The sequence below is a fragment of the Streptomyces sp. NPDC007929 genome (genome assembly GCF_042959065.1).
Lineage (GTDB): Bacteria > Actinomycetota > Actinomycetes > Streptomycetales > Streptomycetaceae > Streptomyces.
In genome coordinates this window covers 584,585-603,099 of the sequence record NZ_JBIBKD010000002.1, presented here as the reverse complement: position 1 = coordinate 603,099, position 18,515 = coordinate 584,585, and the positions used below count along the sequence as shown (strand labels likewise).

The window sequence follows — 18,515 nt, the reverse complement described above, 5'->3', positions numbered from 1 at the left end:
GCCGTATGACGGTGACTTGGGAAGACCTCGGATGGGAGCGCCTGGCCGCCGGTGTGGGGCGGTGCCGGCTGCCGGTGTGGGACTGCACGATCGGGCTGGTGGCCGGGGAGGGCGCGGTCCTCATGATCGACGCGGGGTCGAGCCTCGCCGAGGGCGCGAAACTGGGCGCGCAGGCGCGGGCGCTCACCGGTCACCGTGTGACACATCTCGCGCTGACCCACCCGCACTTCGATCATGTCCTCGGCGCCGCCGCCCTCCCGGACACCGAGGTGTTCGGAGCGGTGGGCGTGGACGCGGTGCTGTCGCGGGCGCGGGACCGCGAGGAGTTGCGCGAGGACGCGGTGCGCCAGGGCCTCGCGGCGCCCACGGCGCGGGAGGCGGCGGAGCGGCTGGCCCCGCCCGGCCACCTGGTCTCCGGCGAGTGGACCCTCGACCTGGGCGGCGGGCGGCAGGTGCTGCTGGCGAACGTCGGCCCCGGGCACACCGCGCACGATCTGGCGGTGCTGGTGCCGGGTGATCCGGAGGTGGTGTTCTGCGGCGACCTGGTCGAGGAGTCGGGCGAGCCGCAGGCGGGCCCCGACGCGGTGCCGTCGCGCTGGCCGGCCGCCCTGGACCGGCTGCTGGACCTGGGCGGTGAGGACGCGGTGTACGTGCCCGGTCACGGAGCGGTGGTGGACGCGGCGTTCGTACGGGCGCAACGGGACGCGCTGGCGGCGCGTTTCGGCGTGTCGCGGTGATCACCGGTCGCCTTCTCCTATCGTCATCCGAATGCGCCAGTACTCCGCCGATCTGACCCCGCCGTGGAAGAAGCCCCAGCCGGTGCCGGAGGTCGCGGCGGAGCCCGGCCTGGTGGTGGAGGAGCCGGGGACCGGCTTCTGCGGTGCGGTGATCCGCTGCGAGGCGGGCACGGTGACGCTGGAGGACCGCTTCGGCAAGCACCGGGTGTTCCCGATGGAGCCGCGCGGCTTCCTGCTGGAGGGCAGGGTGGTGACCCTGGTCCGCCCCGCGCCGGGCGGACCGGCACGTCCCACCCGCACGGCCTCGGGCTCGGTGGCCGTCCCCGGCGCCCGCGCACGGGTGGCCCGCGCCGGCCGCATCTACGTCGAGGGCCGGCACGACGCCGAGCTGGTCGAGAAGGTGTGGGGCGACGACCTGCGCATCGAGGGCGTGGTCGTGGAGTACCTGGAGGGCGTCGACGACCTGCCGTCGATCGTCTCCGAGTTCGCCCCAGGCCCGGACGCACGGCTGGGCGTCCTGGTGGACCACCTCGTGCCGGGCTCGAAGGAGTGGCGCATCGCCCAGTCGGTGACGAGCGAGCACGCGCTGGTCGTGGGCCACCCCTACATCGACATCTGGGAGGCGGTGAAACCGTCGTCCCTGGGCATCGAGGCGTGGCCCCGGGTCCCGCGCGGCCAGGACTGGAAGACCGGCGTGTGCCGGGCGCTGGGCTGGCCGGAGAACACGGGCGCGGCCTGGCAACGAATCCTGTCGGGCGTCCGCACGTACAAGGACCTGGAGCCGGAACTGCTGGGCAGGGTGGAAGAACTGATCGACTTCGTGACGACGTAGCACCCTCGCTGCGGGCATGCGTGCCGCCCCCGCTGCGGGCATGCGTGCCGCTAAGGGCGGCACGGGTGGGCGCAGCGGCACCTCGTCGCGCCGAGCCGCGCATCGCCCCGCCCCCAGCACCAACGCACCGGCACCTCAGTCAACGAGGTCCCGAACAACCCCGTCCGCCAGCAACCGCCCGCGCAAGGTCAGCACAGCCCGCCCCTCCCCGTACGGCTCTTCCTGAAGCAGCCCGTCGGACAAGGCCCTGCGTGCGGCGGCCAACCCCTGCGCCCGCAGCAGCGACAACGGCACACCCTCCCGCAGCCGCAACTCCAGCAGAACCCTCTCGACCCGCCGATCCTCCTCCGACAGCACCTCCCGCCCGGCCCCCGGCGACCTCCCCGAAGCCAGCGCCCCCGCGTACGCCCCCGGGTGCTTGACGTTCCACCACCGCACCCCGCCCACATGGCTGTGCGCCCCGGGCCCGGCCCCCCACCAGTCGGCTCCCCGCCAGTACAGCTCGTTGTGCAGACACCGCCCGGCCCGAGAGGTCGCCCAGTTCGACACCTCGTACCACTCGAACCCGGCGCCCGAGAGCACCTCGTCAGCGATCAGATAGCGGTCGGCATGCACGTCGTCGTCGGTCATCGGCACCTCACCGCGCCGGATCCGCCGCGCGAGCTGCGTCCCCTCCTCGACGATCAGGGCGTACGCGCTGACATGGTCCGGTCCGGCCCCCAGCACCGCGTCCAGCGACGCCCGCCAGTCGTCGTCGGACTCCCCCGGCGTGCCGTAGATCAGGTCGAGGTTCACATGCTCGAACCCGGCCGCCCGGGCCTCCGCCACACACGCCTCGGGCCGCCCGGGGGTGTGCGTGCGGTCCAGCACCTTCAGGACATGCTGCCGCGCACTCTGCATGCCGAAGGAGATCCGGTTGAAGCCCCCCTCGCGCAGGGCGGCCAGGTACCCGGGGTCCACCGACTCCGGGTTCGCCTCGGTCGTGACCTCGGCGTCCTCCGCCAGCCCGAACTCGTCCCGCACGGCCTTGAGCATCCGCACCAGGTCCCCGGCGTCCAGCAGCGTGGGCGTGCCCCCGCCCACGAACACCGTGCGCACGGGACGTGGATCGTCACCCAGCACCTTGCGCGCCAGGCGGATCTCGTCGGCCAGCGTCTCGGCGTAGTTGTCGCGGGACGCCAGCACCCCACCGGTGCCGCGCAGCTCGGTCGCGGTGTAGGTGTTGAAGTCGCAGTAGCCGCAGCGGGTCGCGCAGTACGGGACGTGCAGGTAGAACCCGAGCGGGCGGTCGGCGGCCCCGGCGAGCGCGGACGCGGGCAGCGCGCCGTCGTCGGGGACGGGCTCACCGTCGGGGAGTGCGGAAGGCATGCCTTCCATTGTCCAGCACCGGCGCGCGCCCCTGCGCCCGGAGGACCAGCAGAGCGCCGGTCGGTCCGCCGGGAGCCGGCAGAGCGCCGGTCAGTCCGCCTGGAGGACCAGCAGCGCGAGATCGTCCGCGGGCGGCCGGGCCCCGAAGTCGTGCACCAGCCGCTTGATCCGCTCGGCTATCAGATCCGCGTCCAGCCCGGCGCACCCGGCCAGGGCGGTCGCGAGCCCGTCCCCGTCGTCGAACTGGCGGGAGCCCGAGCGGCGCTCGGTCACGCCGTCGGTTACGCACAGCAGCGTGTCGCCGGAGCGCAGCTCGAAGGTCTCGCTGGTGTAGGTGGCGTCCTCCACGACCCCGAGGAGGGTCTGGGGCTGCGCGGCCGTGTGGACCTCGCCGCCCGCCCCGAGCAGCAGCGGCAGCGGGTGCCCGGCGGAGGCGACGGTGCAGCGGACGCCGCCGTCGAAGGGCACGAGTTCGCCGTACAGCAGGGACAGGAAGCGCGTCTGGGGCCCGTCACCGGGCGGGGTGGGACGCGCGCCCGCGGCCACCAGCGCCCGGGCCGCGGCGTCGGCGGCCTCCGTGGCGTCGTCGAGGAGCAGTTGGTTGAGACGGTCGAGGACGTCGGCGACCCGGTAGCCCTCGCGGGCCAGCAGCCGCAGCCAGGGCCGGGCCAGGCCGATCACGACGGCCGCCTCCGGCCCCTTGCCCTGGACGTCGCCGACGGCGAAGCACCAGCGGCCGGCACCGGCGGGGAACAGGTCGTAGAAGTCGCCGCTCGGGCCGCCCTTGTCGCACGGCTCGTAGACGAGGGCGCTGCGCATGCCGGGGATCTCGGCCACGGCGCCGGGCAGCAGGCCGCGCTGCAGGACGGCGCTGATGGTGGCCTGGCGGGCGTACTGGCGGGCGGCGCCGATGGCGAGGGCGACCCGGCGGCTGAGGTCCTCCGCGAGGCCGGTGATCTCGTCGGGGAAGCCGGCCTTCCCGGAGCGCCCGATGACCAGGGTGCCCAGCGGTCGTCCCCCGGCGACCAGCCGGTACGCCAGCGCCGAGCCGGACTCGCCCTCGCCGAGCGCCTCCCCGGGCCAGGGGTAGTCGACGGGCCCGGACCCGCCCCCCTCCCGGCCGCGTTCGAACGGGGACGACGACCCCGTCGGGTCGAGCGGCTGCGGCGGGTCCTTCTCCAGGACGCGGCGCAGTTCCTCGATGCGGTTCTCGCTGCCGTGCCAGACCCGGGCGAGGCGCGGTCCGCCCGCTCCCGCCCCGCCGCTCCAGCCGCCGCCGGTGGCCTCGTCCTCCAGCCACACCGCGCACCAGTCGGCCAGCCGGGGCACGATCAGCTGTCCGGCGAGCGCCGCGACCAGGTCCTCGTCGAGCTGCCCGGCAAGCAGGTCGGAGGCCTCGGCGAGGAAGGACAGGGCACCACGGCCGAGCCAGGCACCATCGGGGCCGTTGCGTCCGTCGCGGTTCTCGTGCCGGTCCCGCCAGTCCCGCAGGTCGTTCCAGTCACGCAGGTCATGAGCCTCCCGTGAGGCGGGCCGGACCCGTGACTCACCGCCCTCCCGCGAGTCCCACACCTCTCCGCCTCCCGGCGAGTCCCAGGCCTCTCCCCGCGAGTCCCACGCCCCTCCGCCGTCACGCAGGCCCCACGGGTCGCCTCCGGTACGCCGACCCCACTTCTCCCCTCCGTCACACGAGCCCCACAGGCCCCAGGCCTCTCCCCCTGCACGCAGATCCCACGCCTCTCCCTCGGCACGCAGATCCAACGTCTCTCCCTCGGCACGCCAGGCCCGCACGGCCTCGACCGCCTCGTCGCCCCGCGGCAGTGCAGCCGCGCAGCTCTCCCCCGCCCCCTCAGCCCGCGGCAGCTCAGCCGCCCGAACCTCCCCCACCCCGTCACCTTGACGCGGCTCGGACACCCGGGACGCCCGGTTCGCCCCTGCCCCGTCCCCCTGGCACGGCTCGGCCGCCCAGGCCTCCCGCGGCCCCTCACCCCGGCGTGGCTCGGACACCGGGTCCTCCGCCGGGTCTTCCGCCGGTGCCTCCGCCGGTTCCTCCGCCGCTTCCTCTGCCGGCTCCGCGCCCCGGCGCGGCTCGGGCGCAAGGATCTCCGCCACCCGGAGGCCGCGCGCCAGCGCGTGCTCCCCGGCGTACGCCTCGATCTGCTCCCCCGCCGCGCACCCCGCGGCGGGCAGCCGCGCCCAGACGGTCTTGCGGCCCGTGCGGTACGTGATCCCCCACGCCTCGGAGAGGGCACCGACGAGCCGCAGGCCGCGCCCGTACTCGGGGGTGTCGTGCGCCGTCTCCGGCTCGCTGCCGCGCGGGGCGCGTGAGGGGTGGTGGTCGCAAACCTCGACGACGACCGCGGCCGTGTCCGGGGTGTCGCCCTCCAGGCGGCACTCCGTCTCGACGTCGGTGCCCGCGTGCACGACGGCGTTGGTGACGAGTTCGCTGACGACGAGCGTGGCGTCGTCGGCGAGGCGGTCGGTGAGGTGCTCGGCGCCGGGCAGGCCGAGCGCGGTCCACTCGGCGAGCGCCGCGCGCACCAGGGCGCGTGCCGCGCCCGGCGCGAGGGAACTGTTGGACAGGGTCGCGTGCGCCCGCGTGCGCTCCGGTCCGGGCGCCGCGGCGGACGGTGTGATCACCTCCGCGGACGGTGCGGGCTCGTCGGCGACGGGCCCTTCCTGGACGGGCACGGGCGTCTCCCACGCGTGTGCAGGCGCCTCTGAGGCACGGGAGGCGGTCTCCCGTTGCGTCGGAATGGCCCCCATGGACAGCTCCCCGGGCAGTTCGTACGAATACGCCACAGTCGATGCCGACAGAGTGACAGACTGGCCCCGCCCATAAGCGCCGAGTTACCGAAGTGGGCCGCCATGAGTGAGAACAGTGCTACTCGTGTGGTCGAAGACCGTCACGAAGACGGTCAGATTCGTGCATCCGATCTGCACCGCATGGGCCGGGCCGCCACCACGATGGCGTCCCGGCTGATGACCCAGGTGCGGGACATCGCCGCGGTGACGACGGCGGCGGCCCGGGGTGGCTGACGGTCGTGTGCGAACTGCTGGCCCCCGAGGGCAACGAGGAGCCCCACCCGTCATGAGTACCGATCGCGCCGGCATACTCCTGGTCGACGACATGGAGGACAATCTGACGGCCCTGGAGGCCGTCCTGGCCTCCCTCAACGAACCGCTGGTCCGGGCCCGTTCCGGCGAGGAGGCCCTGCAGGCCCTCCTGCACCGTCCGATCGCCCTGGTCCTGCTGGACATCCGCATGCCGGGCATGGACGGCTTCGAGACGGCGTCCCAGATCAAACGCCTCGACCAGACCCGCGACGTCCCGATCATCTTCCTCACGGGCACCGACGACGACTCCGGCTACGCCTTCCGCGGCTACGCGACCGGCGCCGCGGACTACGTGACCAAGCCGTTCGACCCGTGGGTCCTGAGGGCGAAGGTCAGCGTCTTCCTGGACCTCTACCGAAAAGGCAGAGAGGTGGAACGCCTCAGGACGGAGGTCCAGGACTTGCGACGCCGGGTGGGTGATGCCCCTTAGGGCCTACGCCTCGCGAGAGCCCTCGTACATCTCCTCGATCAGATGCTTGTACTCCCGCTCCACCACCGGCCGCTTCAGCTTCAGGCTCGGCGTGATCTCCCCGTGCTCCACATCGAGGTCACGCGGCAGCAGCCGGAACTTCTTGATGGTCTGCCACCGCTGAAGCCCCTCGTTGAGCTGCTTCACATACCCGTCGACCATCTCGACGGTCACCGGCGAGGAGACGATCTCCGCGTACGGCTTGCCCTCCAGACCGTTCTCCTTGGCCCAGTCGGTGATCGCCGCCTCGTCGAGCGCGATCAGCGCCGTGCAGAAGTTCCGGTCGGCCCCGTGCACCAGGATGTTCGACACGTACGGGCACACCGCCTTGAACTGCCCCTCGACCTCCGCCGGGGCGATGTACTTGCCGCCCGAGGTCTTGATGAGGTCCTTCTTGCGGTCGGTGATCCGCAGGTAGCCGTCGGGAGACAGCTCCCCGATGTCCCCGGTGTGGAACCAGCCGTCCGGCTCCAGCACCTCGGCGGTCTTCTCGGGCAGCTTGTGGTAGCCCTCCATGATGCCCGGGCCGCGCAGCAGGATCTCCCCGTCGTCGGCGATCCGTACCTCCGTGCCGGGCAGCGGCTTGCCGACCGTGCCGGTGCGGTAGGCCTCGCCGGGGTTCACGAAGGACGCGGCCGAGGACTCGGTCAGGCCGTAGCCCTCCAGGATGTGGATGCCGGCGCCCGCGAAGAAGTAGCCGATCTCCGGCGACAGCGCGGCGGAACCCGAGACGCACGCCCGCAGGTTGCCGCCGAAGGCCTCGCGGATCTTGGCGAAGACCAGCGCGTCGGCGGCCTTGTGCTTGGCGCCCAGGCCGAACGGCACCGACGCGGTCCCGGTCCGCCGGAAGTTGTCCTGGGAGACCTTGGCGTACTCGCGGGCCACCTCGGCCGCCCACTGGAAGATCTTGTACTTGGCACCGCCGCCGGCCCGGGCCTTCGCGGCCACGCCGTTGTAGACCTTCTCGAAGATGCGCGGCACGGCCGCCATGTACGTCGGCTGCACCACCGGCAGATTCTCGATGATCTTGTCGACCCGGCCGTCCACGGCGGTGACGTGCCCGACCTCGATCTGCCCGGAGGTCAGCACCTTGCCGAAGACGTGCGCGAGCGGCAGCCAGAGGTACTGAACGTCCTCGGCGCCGACCAGCCCGGTCGCGGCGATCGCCTTCGCCATGTACGACCAGTTGTCGTGCGGCAGGCGCACGCCCTTGGGGCGGCCGGTCGTGCCGGAGGTGTAGATGAGGGTGGCCAGCTGGTCCTTGGTGATCGCGCCGACCCGCTCCTTGATCAGGTCGGGGTCCTTCTCCAGCCGGGCCGCGCCGCGCTTCTCCAGCTCGTCCAGGGTGAGGATCCAGTCGGCGGTCTCCACACCGGCCGCGTCGATCACCACGACGTGCGTCAGCTCGGGCAGCTCGGCGCGCTTCTCCACGGCCTTGGCCAGCTGCTCGGCGTTCTCCGCGATCAGCACCCGGCTCTCGGAGTCCGACAGGATGTACGCGGATTCCTCGGCGTTGGTCTGCGGGTACACCGTGGTCGTGGCCGCGCCGGCGCACATGATGCCGAGGTCGGCGAGGATCCACTCGAGCCGGGTGGAGGCGGCGAGGGCGACGCGCTGCTCGGCACGCACGCCCAGCTCGATGAGTCCCGCCGCGATGGCGTAGACCCGCTCGGCTGCCTTCGCCCAGGTCAGCGACTTCCACTCGTCCGGCCCCTGGCCCGCGGACGAGGGGACCGGATACCGATAGGCCTCGGCGTCCGGCGTGGCCGCGACGCGCTCCAGGAAGAGGCCCGCCACGGACGGCGGACGGTTCTCGATCAGGGTCTGTGTGTCGCTCACGACATCCTCCGGGCCCGCGACGATGCGGCTGGCTCAGGTGCGGCTGGGTGGCACTCACGAGGTGCAGGTCACGCCCGTTGTTTAACTCGTGAGTAACTAACGAGCAGGGATCAGAGTAAAGGGCGACCGGCCCCTGCGTAAGGGTCCGCGGCCTGTCACTTCGTACAGAGAGCTACCCCGCGCACGCACAGGGGCCCGCCGCACTTTCGCACGGCGAGCCCCTGTTCAACCCGGATTGCGGTGTAACCCACGGTAATCCGTGACTACTTCTTGCCCTTGCCCGACCCCGCGCTGTCATCACTGGACAGAACCGCGATGAAGGCCTCCTGCGGAACCTCTACGGAACCCACCATCTTCATTCGCTTCTTGCCCTCCTTCTGCTTCTCCAGCAGCTTGCGCTTACGCGAGATGTCACCGCCGTAGCACTTGGCGAGGACGTCCTTGCGGATGGCGCGGATGGTCTCGCGGGCGATGACCCGGGAGCCGATGGCGGCCTGGATGGGCACCTCGAAGGCCTGCCGCGGGATGAGTTCGCGCAGCTTGGCGACGAGCCGCACACCGTAGGCGTACGCGGCGTCCTTGTGGGTGATCGCCGAGAAGGCGTCGACCTTGTCGCCGTGCAGCAGGATGTCGACCTTGACCAGGCTGGAGGTCTGCTCGCCGGTGGGCTCGTAGTCGAGCGAGGCGTAGCCGCGGGTCTTGGACTTCAGCTGGTCGAAGAAGTCGAAGACGATCTCCGCGAGCGGCAGGGTGTAGCGGATCTCGACGCGGTCCTCGGAGAGGTAGTCCATGCCGAGCAGGGTGCCGCGCCGGGTCTGGCACAGCTCCATGATCGAGCCGATGAACTCGCTGGGCGCGAGGATGGTGGCCCGCACGACCGGCTCGTAGACCTCCGAGATCTTGCCCTCGGGGAACTCGCTGGGGTTGGTGACGGTGTGCTCGGTGCCGTCCTCCATGAGGACCCGGTAGACCACGTTCGGTGCGGTGGCGATGAGGTCGAGGCCGAACTCGCGCTCCAGCCGCTCGCGGATCACGTCGAGGTGCAGCAGGCCGAGGAAGCCGACGCGGAAGCCGAAGCCGAGCGCGGCGGAGGTCTCCGGCTCGTAGACCAGCGCGGCGTCGTTGAGCTGGAGCTTGTCCAGGGCCTCGCGCAGCTCCGGGTAGTCGGAGCCGTCCAGCGGATACAGACCCGAGAAGACCATGGGCTTGGGGTCTTTGTAACCGCCGAGCGCCTCCTCGGCGCCCTTGTGCTGGCTGGTGACGGTGTCACCGACCTTGGACTGGCGGACGTCCTTCACACCGGTGATGAGGTAGCCCACCTCGCCCACGCCGAGGCCGTCGGCCGACAGCATCTCCGGCGAGTTGGTGCCGATCTCCAGCAGCTCGTGCGTGGCGTTGGTGGACATCATCCGGATGCGCTCGCGCTTGTTGAGCTGGCCGTCGATGACACGGACGTACGTCACGACACCGCGGTAGGAGTCGTAGACCGAGTCGAAGATCATCGCGCGGGCGGGCGCGTCGGCGACACCGACCGGCGGGGGGATCTCGGCGACGACCTTGTCGAGCAGCGCCTCAACGCCCAGGCCGGTCTTGGCCGACACCTTGAGCACGTCGTCGGGGTCGCACCCGACCAGGTTGGCGAGCTCCTCGGAGAACTTCTCGGGCTGCGCGGCCGGCAGGTCGATCTTGTTCAGCACGGGGATGATCTTGAGGTCGTTCTCCATCGCCAGGTAGAGGTTGGCGAGGGTCTGCGCCTCGATGCCCTGGGCGGCGTCGACCAGGAGGATGGTCCCCTCGCACGCGGCGAGCGACCGGGAGACCTCGTAGGTGAAGTCGACGTGCCCGGGGGTGTCGATCATGTTCAGGATGTGCGTGTCGTTCTTGTCGTGGGTGGGAGCCCACGGCAGACGCACCGCCTGTGACTTGATCGTGATGCCACGCTCGCGCTCGATGTCCATACGGTCGAGGTACTGGGCGCGCATCTGCCGTTGCTCGACCACTCCGGTCAGCTGGAGCATCCGGTCGGCGAGCGTGGACTTGCCGTGGTCGATGTGCGCGATGATGCAGAAGTTGCGGATCAGAGCCGGGTCGGTACGGCTCGGCTCGGGCACGTGGCTGGGGATCGCGGGCACGCAGGGTCCTGATTCTTGAGGCGTCCGCAGTGTCTGCGGTCTCGGGTCGGATCGATACGTAGCCTCCATGGTCCCATGGGTGGGGACCACGGACGGGTTTGGGCCGCGGATGGGGCCGCTGGTAGCCTGGGTGGCTGTGCCTCATGCCCTCTCGCAGGAGGCGCGACCTCAAGAAATCACCCGGTGCGGGAATCGTGCGGTGTCGTGCGGCCTCGTGCCAGAACCTGAGAAGGCTCATTCGTGGCGAACATCAAGTCCCAGATCAAGCGGATCAAGACCAACGAGAAGGCGCGGCTGCGCAACAAGGCCGTCAAGTCCTCCCTCAAGACCGCGATCCGCAAGGCCCGTGAGGCTGCTGCCGCGGGTGACGTCGAGAAGGCCACCGAGTACCAGCGCGTCGCCGCGCGTCAGCTCGACAAGGCCGTCTCGAAGGGCGTCATCCACAAGAACCAGGCTGCCAACAAGAAGTCGGCGCTGGCTCAGAAGGTCGCCGCGCTCAAGGGCTGACATCTGATGTGACGCCGGAGGGAATCGAGCGGGCCCTCTCTCATCCGCTCCCGTCCGGCACCCCTGGATCCGCGCGCGGCCTGCGTTCGCCACGCGGGCGCGGATCCCGCAGCTTGAACCGAGGCCCCGCCTCCCGCCCTTCCCCAGGGCGGGCGGCGGGGCCTTCGGCCTGTTCAGGCCCGCCATTACCGTCAGGACCGTCAGGACCAGAACTCGTTGTTCTTGTCGATGTCCTCGACGCATTCGTCGAGGTCGGTGACCTTGTCGCCGACGATCCGGAAGACGATGCAGCCGGTGTCCTCCAGCCTCCGGCCCTGCCGTTCGGCGGTGAACTTGCAGATGCCGACCGCGTGCCCCCGGCCGTCGACCGCGACGCCGAGCAGATCCAGACGCATCGACCCGGCGGTCTCCTCGCCGAGTCGCCGGTACATGTCCATGATCGCGTCCTGGCCCTTGAAGTCACCCGAAAGCGGGTGGCTGCCGGGGACGTGATGCGTCGCGTCCTTGGCGATCAGCTCCCGCAGGGTGTCCAGGTCACCGCGCGAGAAGGCCTCGAATCCCTTGCGGACCAGCGTTGCGTGCGGGTGTTCAGCCATGACCCCTCGCCACCTCTCCGTTCGCTCGGCGACGTACGGCTGATACACCCGATTCTCCTCCTCGGCAGGTGGAGAGCGACTCGATCACCGCACAGTGGAGACATGGACACAGACGACAGGAGCGCGCCGGCCCTGGTCCGCGCGGCGACCCGGCTCCCCGCCCAGGACCTGGAACGGGCCCGGCGCTTCTACTCGGAGAAACTCGGTCTCGACCCCGCCGACGAACGCCCCGGCGGGCTGCTCTACCGCTGCGGCGGCGCGGAGTTCGTGCTGTTCCGCTCGACGGGGACCTCGCCCGGCACGTTCACGCAGATGGCGCTGGAGGTGGAGGACATCGAGGCGGCGGTGGCCGAGCTGAAGCGGCGCGGCGTGGTCTTCGAAGAGGTCGACACCCCCGGCTTCCGCACCCGCGGCGGTATCGCCGAGATCGAGGGCAACTACCCGAGCAAGGGCGCCCGTGGCGAACGCGGCGCCTGGTTCCACGACAGCGAGGGCAACTTGCTGGGGGTGGGGGAGCCGGTGTTCTGAGGCGCGTGCGCCCCGCCGCACGAGCGGGGTCGGACGGGCGTGGCACGAACGGGGTCGGACGGGTGCGGCACGAACGGGGTCGGGCGGGTGTGTGGGGCGCGTGGGGGGCGCGCCGTTGGGGCGGGCGGGCCGTGCGGAAGTGGGCCGCGAGGTCCGGGGCCCGAGGCCCGGGACACACCCCGAGGCCCGAGATGTGGACCGAGGCCGATGGGCCCCGGGCCCGCAGCCCCTGGCCTGTGGCCGAACAGCCCGGAGGTCCGCCGCCGCAGCCCCTGACCTGCGGCTGACTCGGCCCGGGGCCCGCAGCCCCTGGCCTGCGGCCGACTCGGCCCGGCGGTCCGCAGCCCCTGGCCTGTGGCCGACTCGGCAGGGATCCCGCTAGCCGCGGCCCCTGCTGCGGGCTGCCCTGGCGATGGTGACCACCGCCTTCTCCAAGGCGTACTCCGGGTCGTCGCCGCCGCCCTTCACTCCCGCGTCCGCCTCGGCGACGGCGCGCAGCGCGATCGACACTCCGTCGGGGGTCCAGCCGCGCATCTGCTGCCGCACCCGGTCGATCTTCCACGGCGGCATGCCCAGCTCCCGGGCGAGGTCGGCCGGGCGGCCCCCGCGGGCCGAGGACAGCTTGCCGATCGCCCGGACGCCCTGCGCGAGCGCGCTCGTGATCAGCACGGGCGCGACCCCGGTCGCCAGCGACCAGCGCAGCGCCTCCAGGGCCTCTGCCGCCCGCCCTTCGACCGCCCGGTCGGCGACGGTGAAGCTCGACGCCTCGGCACGCCCGGTGTAGTACCGCCCGACGACCGCCTCGTCGATCGTCCCCTCGACGTCCGCGACCAGCTGCGACACCGCCGAGGCCAGCTCCCGCAGATCGCTTCCGATCGCGTCGACGAGCGTCTGGCACGCCTCCGGTGTGGCGGATCTGCCCGTCGCCCTGAACTCGCCCCGCACGAACGCCAGCCGGTCCGCCGGCTTCGTCATCTTCGGGCAGGCCACCTCACGCGCCCCGGCCTTGCGCGCGGCGTCGAGCAGCCCCTTGCCCTTGGCCCCGCCGGCATGCAGCAGCACCAGCGTGATCTCCTCGGCGGGGGCCCCGAGGTACGCCTTCACGTCCTTGATCGTGTCGGCCGACAGATCCTGCGCGTTGCGTACGACCACGACCTTGCGCTCCGCGAAGAGCGACGGGCTCGTCAGCTCGGCGAGCGTGCCGGGCTGCAACTGGTCCGGGGTCAGGTCCCGTACGTCCGTGTCGGCGTCGGCGGCCTTCGCGGCGGCCACCACCTCCTGCACGGCACGGTCGAGGAGCAGGTCCTCCTGGCCCACGGCGAGCGTCACCGGGGCGAGGGGGTCGTCATTCGCAGTCTTCCTGGCCATCGCGCCAAGCATCCCACGCGCCACTGACAACGACTCCCGGCGGCCGGGGCCGTGCGCGCACACGGGACCGGGAGCCGCTACGGCTCCTCCCGCCAGCCCTCCCACTCGCCGGCCAGCCCGTCCAGCTCCGCGGGATCCAGCCGCTCGTCCTCGTCCCGCAGGACGACCAGCCACTGCGCGTCCTCGGCGTCGTCCTCACCGGCCAGCGCGTCCCGCACCAGCTGCGGCTCCTCGACGACCCCGAACCGCTCCCGCAGCGCCTCCACCACCTCTTCCGCGGCGTCACGGTCGGGCAGCACCAGCACATGTCGCACATCACTCACGCCGGACATTGTCCGACACCGCCTCGCGGCCCGGCCGCTCAGCCCTTGCGGACGACCTGCACATCGAGGTCGACCTTGATGCTCGGCCCGACCACCGCGATGCCCCGCGCCAGCATGGTCTGCCAGTTCACGGTGAAGTCGTCCCGGTGCAGCTCGGTCGTGGCCCGGCAGGCCGCCCGCACCTCGCCCTCCATGCCGTTGCCCAGCCCCAGGTACTCCGTGTCCAGCGTGACCGTCCGCGTCACGCCGTGCAGCGACAGCGCCCCGGTCACGGCCCAGCGGTTCCCGCCCTTGTGCACGAACCGTTCGCTGTAGAACTCCAGCGTCGGGAAGTTCGCCACGTCCAGGAAGTCCGCCGAGCGCAGATGGTCGTCACGCATCCTCATGTCGGTGTCGATGGACGCCGCGTCGATCACCACGTGCATCGCCGACCGCTCCACCGGATCGGCCACGCGGATGACCCCCGCGAACGACTTGAACCGCCCGTGGATCCGGGCCAGCCCGATGTGCCGCGCGGTGAAGCCGATCGAGGAGTGCGCCGACTCGATCTCCCAGTCCCCGGCGTCGGGAAGCTCCGGCGGCCTGGCCACCTGCAGTGTCACGTCCCCGAGCGACGCGAGCGCGTTCTCGGCGACCTGCGCGGTCGCACGGTACGGCGTGTACCCCTCCGCCGACACCGCGAGCCGGTACTCCCCGGCGGGCACGGTCGTCATGAACGACCCGTACGGATCCACTCCCCCGCTGACCACCGGCCGCCCGGCGGTGTCCGTGACCGCGAACTCCGCGTGTCTGACCGGCTCGTTGACCGGGTCCAGCACCCGGCAGACCAGCACCCCCGCGTCGGGCGGCGTCGGCACCGCCGCCAGGGGGCCCGTTCGTTGCACCCGGTCGGTGCGGCTTCCTCGCCGGCGGCCGATCATCCACGACTCCCTGAGTGGCCCGAAAGCGGCTGTTGATCACTGTTGATCACACCTTGCCGAAGAAGCATTCGACCATCGGTGAGGCTTTCGGGGCAACACGGGACCACATCACGGGAATCCAGCACATGTGCTGGTACTACGCATGAGTAGCACCATCTGGCCGGAATGGACGCCTATACGCCGTTTCGCAGTGTCGGCACCTGGTCGAGCACGATCCCGAACCGCTCCCGGTACACCCCAAGAACCTCCTCGTTCGTCTTCAGTTCCCGCTCCTCCCGCGCCCCGTCGGCCGCCGTCGTGGTGAGCCTGCGCCCGCTGAGCGTGATCCGCCCTCCCTCCTCCGTCACCCGCGAACAGACCAGCGACCGCGTGAAATGCGACACCGGCGAGGTGCTGTGCCACCACGCCCCGGCCACGAAGTCACCGAGCACCCGCGGTCGTGTGTCCAGGCGGTACTGCGCTCTGCCGTCCCGGAGCACGTCCAGGTCCGCCGCCTCCACCGTGCCGTGCCCGCCGCGCACCCCGGCCGCGTCCGGCCCCGCCTCGACGATCCGGAACGAGCCCCCGGGGTCCTTCTGCTCCCCCCGGTCCCCGAACGCCAGCGGCCAGTGGCTGTGCGCCCCGAACCCGACGTCCGCCAGCCAGTCGCCCCCGTCCACCGTCCGTACCCGCAGCGCGAGATGGTCGTACGGGATCCCGAGCCGCCCCTCCTCCCCGTACACCCGCCCCGCCAGCAGCGCCACGTCGTACCCCAGCGCGGCGAGCAACGCCCCGAAGGCGCCGTTGAGTTCGTAGCAGAACCCGCCCCGCCGCGCGGCCACCACCTTGTCCAGCAGCCGCTTCTCCTCCAGCACGATCTCCTCGCCCAGATGGATCGAGAGGTTCTCGAACGGCACGGTCCGCAGGTGACGCAGGTGCAGTTCGCGCAGGGCGTCGACGGTGGGCCACGCCGGGGGCTCGGCTCCCAGTCGGCGGAGATAGGCATCGACCTGTGCTGAGTTCATGCCCTCAGTTTCGCGCCACCCTCAGCTCTTCGCCCCCTCCCGCGACCGCGAGCGCGCCGTCCCGGTCGGTCCGCAGCACCGCCGCACCCCCGGCACGCAGCGCCGCCACCGTCCCGGGCGCCGGGTGCCCGTACGAGTTGCCCGCGCCGCAGGAGATGAGGGCCAGCCGCGGGGCCGCCCTGCGTATGAGCCCCGGGTCCTGGTAGGCCGAGCCGTGGTGGGCGACCTTCAGCACGTCCACGCCCTCCAGCGCCTCGGCCGCGGGCGATCTCGCCAGCGCCCGCTGCGCCGGGGGCTCCAGGTCTCCGAGGAGCAGCAGACGCAGTCCGGCCGTGCGGACCAGCATGGCGACACTGGCGTCGTTCGGCCCCTCCGGCTCCGGCGGGTGGAAGGGAACACCTCCTCGAGGCATCCCCGGCGGTGTCCAGGGAGGCGGGCTCGAGGGCGAGTGCGGCGGCGGGCTGGGAGGCCGGTCCGGCAGCCGGCTCGGGAGCCGGTCCGGCGGCGGGCTCGGGGGCGGCCACACCACCTGCCAGGACACCTCCCCCGTGCGCCGCCGCTCCCCGGTCGCCGCCCGCGTCACGGGGATCCGCCGCTGCGCCGCCAGCCTCCGCACGAACGCCGCCTGGTCGGCGGGCTCTTCGAACCCCGTCGTCTCGATCGCGCCCACGGCCCGGCCACGCAGCACCCCCGGCAGGCCAGCCACGTGATCGGCGTGGAAGTGGGTCAGCACGATCAGCGGGATCCTGCTGATGCCCAGTGAGCGCAGACAGCGGTCGACGAGCCGCGGATCGGGCCCGGCGTCCACCACCACACCGGTCCCCTCGCCCGCCGCGAGCACCAGGGCGTCGCCCTGCCCCACGTCACACATCACCAACCGCCAGCCGGGCGGCGGCCAGCCCGTGACTGCCCGGGTCAGCGGCGGCGGCTGCACCACCACCAGCGCGAGCAGCACCGCGAAGGCCGCGCACCACCAGGGATGCCCGAGCAGCCGCCGTCCGACGAGCACCACGACCAGGGTCGCGGCCAGCAGCAGCGCCGCGCCCGCCCAACTGCCGGGCCAGTCCACGCCCCCGCCCGGCAGCGCCGCCCCGGCCCGGGCGATCCGCGCGATCCACCCGGCGGGCCAGTGGGCGCACCACGCGAGGAACTCCGCCACCGGCATCGCCACCGGCGCCGTGGCCAGCGCCGCGAACCCCAGCACGGTCGCCGGAGCGATCGCGAACTCCGCGAGCAGATTGCACGGCACCGCCACCAGGCTCACCCGCGCCGACAGCACGGCGACGATCGGCGCGCACAGGGCCTGCGCGGCCGCCGCGGCCCCCAGCGCCTCGGCCAGTCGCGGCGGTACTCCGCGCCGCCGCAGCCCGGCACTCCAGCGCGGCGCGAGCGTGAGCAGGGCACCGGTCGCCACGACGGACAGCAGGAACCCGTAACTGCGCGCCAGCCACGGGTCGTACAGCACCAGCAGCAGGACCGCAGTCGCCAGCGCCGGGATCATCGATCGCCTGCGGCCGGTCGCCAGGGCGAGCAACGCCACGGCTCCACAGGCCGCCGCGCGCACCACACTCGGATCCGGTCGGCACACGATGACGAACCCGAGCGAGAGCACACCCCCGAGCACCGCCGTACCGCGCAGGGAGATACCGAGCCGGGGCGCGAGACCCCGCCGCTCGACGTGCTGCGCCAGGCCGGGCGGGCCGAGCAGCAGCGCGAGCAGGATCGTGAAGTTGGCCCCGGACACGGCCAGCGTGTGGGTGAGGTCGGTCTCCTTGAACGCCTCCTCCAGCTCCGGAGTGATCCGCGAGGCGTCCCCGACCACCAGGCCGGGCAGCAACGCCCGGGGGTCCGCCGGCAGCCCGTCGGTCGCCTCCCGCAGCCCGGCGCGCAGCCGCCCGGCCAGCCGCTGCGGCGCCGAGGGCTCCGCCACCACGTCCGGTGCACCCTGGTCCCGCACTCGCAGCACGGCCGCGACCCGGTCGCCGCCCGTCATCGCGGGCGCCAGCCCGGCATTGACCCGCAGCCGCGTGGACGGCAGCAGGCCGAGCCACGGTGACCGCAACCGCCCGCCGTCGACCCGGCCGGGTGGCTTCGCGTCCGCATCCACGATCAGCAGCACCGGCGCCCGGGTCGTCACCGCCGTGCCGCCCGCCACCTGGACGCGCCGCACATCGGCGTCGATGAGCACGGCCGTCGGAGCCACGTGGGCGCCCCGGACCCTCGGCCGGGTGAGCCGTGGGTCGGAGGTGAGCTCGACCTCCGCCGTCACCGTCGCGTACTCCCGTGCCAGGCCGGGCACGGGCCCCCGGCGCAGATCCGCCCCGTGCAACCCGGCCGAGGCGGCTGCCGCCGCGACGCACAGCAGCAGTGCGGCGGCCGAGGCACGCGGCCAGGATCCGCCCCGGCGCCGCCGGGCCAACGGCAGCAGTCCGACGGCCACCAGGCAGCCGATCACCAGGCCGGAGATCCACGCCGCGGACGCGTTCAGCATCAGCGCAGCCGTGCCCCAGGCGGCGAGGGCGGGTGGTACGAGCCGCAGGTCCGTCGGCCCCTCCTGGCGTGGCCGGGCGGTGCCGAGACGGGTGCCGGAGGAGGCGTGCACGGGCGACCGGGCGAGGTGGAGCCCCGACGGCCCCGGCTCCCCCGACGGCTCCATCGGCCCCGGCTGCCTCATCGGCCCGACCGACCCGACCGACCCGACGGGCTCGACCGGCCCGACCGGCCCAACCGGCCCAACCGGCCCAACCGGCCCAACCGGCCCAACCGGCCCAACCG

The 18,515-nt window shown here is 72.5% G+C and carries 16 protein-coding genes; 6 read left to right on the top strand and 10 right to left on the bottom strand.

Annotation, left to right across the window (positions count from 1 at the left end; genetic code table 11):
• Positions 1-5 precede the first annotated feature (5 nt).
• Both ACFZDE_RS07500 and ACFZDE_RS07495 read left to right on the top strand, forming a co-directional pair.
• Positions 6-737 carry an MBL fold metallo-hydrolase gene (locus ACFZDE_RS07500; RefSeq protein WP_391198249.1) on the top strand — a complete coding sequence of 244 codons (732 nt, stop codon included), beginning with the start codon at positions 6-8 and terminating at the stop codon, positions 735-737.
• Between the two features lie 31 nt (positions 738-768).
• Positions 769-1,569: a DUF3097 family protein gene (locus ACFZDE_RS07495; RefSeq protein WP_390996877.1), complete on the top strand. Its 801-nt coding sequence runs from the start codon at positions 769-771 to the stop codon at positions 1,567-1,569.
• 135 nt (positions 1,570-1,704) lie between these two features.
• On the opposite strand, the gene hemW is transcribed toward ACFZDE_RS07495, so the two are convergent.
• Positions 1,705-2,937 carry a radical SAM family heme chaperone HemW gene (hemW, locus tag ACFZDE_RS07490; protein ID WP_391198246.1) on the bottom strand — a complete coding sequence of 411 codons (1,233 nt, stop codon included), beginning with the start codon at positions 2,935-2,937 and terminating at the stop codon, positions 1,705-1,707.
• A 90-nt stretch (positions 2,938-3,027) separates the two neighbouring features.
• Entirely contained in the window at positions 3,028-5,628 is a 2,601-nt protein-coding gene (locus ACFZDE_RS07485) for a SpoIIE family protein phosphatase (protein WP_391198243.1), read from the bottom strand.
• Between the two features lie 177 nt (positions 5,629-5,805).
• Here ACFZDE_RS07485 and ACFZDE_RS07480 point away from each other — a divergent pair, with 177 nt between their 5' ends.
• Both ACFZDE_RS07480 and ACFZDE_RS07475 read left to right on the top strand, forming a co-directional pair.
• A complete protein-coding gene (locus ACFZDE_RS07480) occupies positions 5,806-5,976 on the top strand; it encodes a hypothetical protein (RefSeq protein ID WP_391198950.1) in 171 nt (56 codons plus the stop codon).
• Between the two features lie 52 nt (positions 5,977-6,028).
• Positions 6,029-6,484: a response regulator gene (locus ACFZDE_RS07475; protein ID WP_391198240.1), complete on the top strand. Its 456-nt coding sequence runs from the start codon at positions 6,029-6,031 to the stop codon at positions 6,482-6,484.
• A gap of 3 nt (positions 6,485-6,487) precedes the next feature.
• Here ACFZDE_RS07475 and ACFZDE_RS07470 read toward each other — a convergent pair whose 3' ends face one another.
• Together ACFZDE_RS07470 and lepA are read right to left on the bottom strand one after the other, a co-directional pair.
• Positions 6,488-8,362, bottom strand: coding sequence for an AMP-binding protein (locus tag ACFZDE_RS07470; protein ID WP_390996867.1), 1,875 nt, complete (start codon positions 8,360-8,362; stop codon positions 6,488-6,490).
• 263 nt (positions 8,363-8,625) lie between these two features.
• Complete coding sequence (lepA, locus tag ACFZDE_RS07465; protein WP_390996864.1) at positions 8,626-10,494, bottom strand: translation elongation factor 4; 1,869 nt, start codon at positions 10,492-10,494, stop codon at positions 8,626-8,628.
• A 240-nt stretch (positions 10,495-10,734) separates the two neighbouring features.
• On the opposite strand from lepA, the gene rpsT reads away from it, so the two are divergent.
• Positions 10,735-11,001 carry a 30S ribosomal protein S20 gene (gene rpsT, locus ACFZDE_RS07460; protein ID WP_033306356.1) on the top strand — a complete coding sequence of 89 codons (267 nt, stop codon included), beginning with the start codon at positions 10,735-10,737 and terminating at the stop codon, positions 10,999-11,001.
• A gap of 200 nt (positions 11,002-11,201) precedes the next feature.
• On the opposite strand, the gene ACFZDE_RS07455 is transcribed toward rpsT, so the two are convergent.
• Complete coding sequence (locus ACFZDE_RS07455) at positions 11,202-11,597, bottom strand: nuclear transport factor 2 family protein (RefSeq protein ID WP_390996861.1); 396 nt, start codon at positions 11,595-11,597, stop codon at positions 11,202-11,204.
• Positions 11,598-11,699: 102 nt separating this feature from the next.
• Between ACFZDE_RS07455 and ACFZDE_RS07450 the strand changes: the two genes are divergently transcribed.
• Entirely contained in the window at positions 11,700-12,125 is a 426-nt protein-coding gene (locus ACFZDE_RS07450) for a VOC family protein (RefSeq protein ID WP_391198237.1), read from the top strand.
• 378 nt (positions 12,126-12,503) lie between these two features.
• On the opposite strand, the gene holA is transcribed toward ACFZDE_RS07450, so the two are convergent.
• The 5 genes from holA to ACFZDE_RS07425 form a co-directional block, all read right to left on the bottom strand.
• Positions 12,504-13,493 carry a DNA polymerase III subunit delta gene (holA, locus tag ACFZDE_RS07445; RefSeq protein WP_190898619.1) on the bottom strand — a complete coding sequence of 330 codons (990 nt, stop codon included), beginning with the start codon at positions 13,491-13,493 and terminating at the stop codon, positions 12,504-12,506.
• 77 nt (positions 13,494-13,570) lie between these two features.
• Entirely contained in the window at positions 13,571-13,816 is a 246-nt protein-coding gene (locus ACFZDE_RS07440; protein ID WP_097222973.1) for a hypothetical protein, read from the bottom strand.
• Between the two features lie 38 nt (positions 13,817-13,854).
• Positions 13,855-14,736, bottom strand: coding sequence for a YceI family protein (locus ACFZDE_RS07435; RefSeq protein WP_390996856.1), 882 nt, complete (start codon positions 14,734-14,736; stop codon positions 13,855-13,857).
• Positions 14,737-14,909: 173 nt separating this feature from the next.
• Positions 14,910-15,740, bottom strand: coding sequence for an arylamine N-acetyltransferase (locus ACFZDE_RS07430; RefSeq protein WP_391198234.1), 831 nt, complete (start codon positions 15,738-15,740; stop codon positions 14,910-14,912).
• A gap of 4 nt (positions 15,741-15,744) precedes the next feature.
• Entirely contained in the window at positions 15,745-18,414 is a 2,670-nt protein-coding gene (locus ACFZDE_RS07425) for a ComEC/Rec2 family competence protein (RefSeq protein ID WP_391198231.1), read from the bottom strand.
• Between the last annotated feature and the right edge of the window lie 101 nt (positions 18,415-18,515).

Coding starts and splice junctions, on each gene's coding strand:
- ACFZDE_RS07500 (WP_391198249.1), top strand. CDS start 6: ATGACGGTGACTTGGGAAGACCTCGGATGGGAGCGCCTGGCCGCCGGT.
- ACFZDE_RS07495 (WP_390996877.1), top strand. CDS start 769: ATGCGCCAGTACTCCGCCGATCTGACCCCGCCGTGGAAGAAGCCCCAG.
- hemW (WP_391198246.1), bottom strand. CDS start 2,937: ATGCCTTCCGCACTCCCCGACGGTGAGCCCGTCCCCGACGACGGCGCG.
- ACFZDE_RS07480 (WP_391198950.1), top strand. CDS start 5,806: ATGAGTGAGAACAGTGCTACTCGTGTGGTCGAAGACCGTCACGAAGAC.
- ACFZDE_RS07475 (WP_391198240.1), top strand. CDS start 6,029: ATGAGTACCGATCGCGCCGGCATACTCCTGGTCGACGACATGGAGGAC.
- ACFZDE_RS07455 (WP_390996861.1), bottom strand. CDS start 11,597: ATGGCTGAACACCCGCACGCAACGCTGGTCCGCAAGGGATTCGAGGCC.
- ACFZDE_RS07450 (WP_391198237.1), top strand. CDS start 11,700: ATGGACACAGACGACAGGAGCGCGCCGGCCCTGGTCCGCGCGGCGACC.
- holA (WP_190898619.1), bottom strand. CDS start 13,493: ATGGCCAGGAAGACTGCGAATGACGACCCCCTCGCCCCGGTGACGCTC.
- ACFZDE_RS07435 (WP_390996856.1), bottom strand. CDS start 14,736: ATGATCGGCCGCCGGCGAGGAAGCCGCACCGACCGGGTGCAACGAACG.
- ACFZDE_RS07430 (WP_391198234.1), bottom strand. CDS start 15,740: ATGAACTCAGCACAGGTCGATGCCTATCTCCGCCGACTGGGAGCCGAG.
- ACFZDE_RS07425 (WP_391198231.1), bottom strand. CDS start 18,414: ATGAGGCAGCCGGGGCCGATGGAGCCGTCGGGGGAGCCGGGGCCGTCG.